This is a genomic window from Pseudomonas sp. GD03875, assembly GCF_029840585.1.
In the GTDB taxonomy this organism is placed as follows: Bacteria; Pseudomonadota; Gammaproteobacteria; order Pseudomonadales; family Pseudomonadaceae; genus Aquipseudomonas; species Aquipseudomonas paralcaligenes.
Window position 1 is genome coordinate 1 of record NZ_JAOCCV010000075.1, and the last position, 1,754, is coordinate 1,754.

Consider the following 1,754-nt stretch of genomic DNA (forward strand, 5'->3'; position numbering starts at 1 on the left):
AGGGGCCTCTTCCTCCTCGTCCTCAGGCTTGTCGGCCGTTACCTGAATGGGGGGTAGCGACATTGTGTACAGCCGCCCCCAGGTGCCGTTCTCACGCAGCAGAATGCTCTCTGGTTGAGGCGGCATGGCCATCGGAGGGCCAGAGTTCGGATTCCTAACATCACCGGGGCCAGCAAGCGATCCATTTCCCGCGGGGTCGAGAAATACGGATGCGCCTCTTTGCTCTGGTGGTAGCACGTCGCCGATGACACGCATCTTCGAGCCGTCCGGCGTGACGACGAGCTCAACGGGGCGACCGTGCTGGTCGACAAGGGGCCTTGTGCTCACGGATCGGCCGCCGCTATGTCGGAATCCAGGGGAACACCATCAAGCTCAGCGTTCATCAGGCACTGATCCAGATGCCGAGCAAGAGGCCGACCTTCCGCATACACGGTTGTGCTGCCGCTGCGCACCCAGACGTGGCCCTGATTCTGCGATACGAAGGATTCCACGCCTCGCCCAGCATTTCCCATCACTCCCCGGGCAACACTGTCGAGCATCATCACTGGCTGCCCACGCGCGAAGACGCTGCGGGCATAAAGAACCTTGTCCTGATTCAGGGTGCGCGCGATATCGAAGGGAACGATCGTGTTTCCCACTTGGCAGAAGTCGGGAGAGACATTGAGGGCTACCCAGAGCACCTCACGGTTTGCGACATGCTTTTCGGCCATCAGGAAATCTCTTTTGGCAAACGACGTAGCACGACTTGGCGAATCCCCATGTCCTGAGGGATTGGCAGGCGCCATGTCATGTACAGACGCTGGGCATCCAGATCGAAATCGAGCGTATCCAGGCGCAGTTGAGCGACAACGGGTGCTCCGGTACCGACCAGCAATGCCTCCACACGCCAGTCGGGTATGTTGCCGAGCAAGGGCTCATCGCCCGTGAGCCCTACCAGGGCCACGGCCTCTCCGCCTACAAGCGGTCGTTCGAATTGCCAGTCGGGGTGGGCGGCCTGGAAAAACCGTGGATCAAAGTCACGCGGGTATCCCGGATTTTCTCCTCGGTTGAAACGTTCTCTCCAGGCGTCGTCATAGGTGCCGGCATAGCGGCTGCGGGCGGTCCAGTACCGTGGTACTGGACCGAGGCCGGGAATGGGGATCGGCCGGCCCGGCTCACTCGCGGGGTGAGCGAAGTGCTCAATGCGAGGTGCTGGATAATGCTGCTCTCGGTCGAGGCGGTTTACATCCAGCCAGCCACGCCCTACCGGATTCTCGGCATGCTCGAGCACTTCCCCACGACGTGTATAACTTCCCCCGAAAGCCAGCTCGTAGCGCAATGGCAAGGTTTCGCACGGCTGAGCTGCACTCAGATGCCAGCCTCGCATCAACGACCACTGCCAATGCCGCTCGCCCGACAAACGCCACCGGTGCCGGCGAGTGCCAATTTCCAGATCAGCGGCCCACTGTTCGGGTAGGTTCTGGAGCGGCCGCGCATGCCCTCGAAAGAAAACATCCGTGCCCGGCTTGTAGAGCAGGGTGTCACCCGCAATGCGCAAAGGACTGCGCTCGGGTGCCCCGAAGTGCTCGTCTGCAAGGTGAATGGGGGCCGCCTCATCGAGAACAACTATCCCCTCACCGCCTCTTCCCGGACGGAGCGCACACGCGGCTTTGACGATCACGATGTCGTAAAGCCGCTCGGCCGGTCCCATTTTCTCGAAGGTGAACCAGGCATAGGGCGTACAGTTTTCGACTTCACCGAGGATCATGGGCTAC

General features: G+C 61.2%; 3 protein-coding genes. All 3 read right to left on the reverse strand.

All coding sequences use genetic code 11. From position 1 onward, the window contains the following. On the reverse strand, positions 1 to 255 hold a 255-nt coding region (locus N5D30_RS26010), incomplete at its 3' end, for a hypothetical protein (protein ID WP_279911335.1). 68 nt (positions 256 to 323) lie between these two features. Beyond that, positions 324 to 710: a PAAR-like domain-containing protein gene (locus N5D30_RS26015; protein WP_279911333.1), complete on the reverse strand. Its 387-nt coding sequence runs from the start codon at positions 708 to 710 to the stop codon at positions 324 to 326. Further along, a complete protein-coding gene (locus N5D30_RS26020) occupies positions 710 to 1,747 on the reverse strand; it encodes a DUF2169 domain-containing protein (RefSeq protein WP_279911336.1) in 1,038 nt (345 codons plus the stop codon). The genes N5D30_RS26015 and N5D30_RS26020 overlap by 1 nt, the downstream gene beginning before the upstream one ends. Between the last annotated feature and the right edge of the window lie 7 nt (positions 1,748 to 1,754).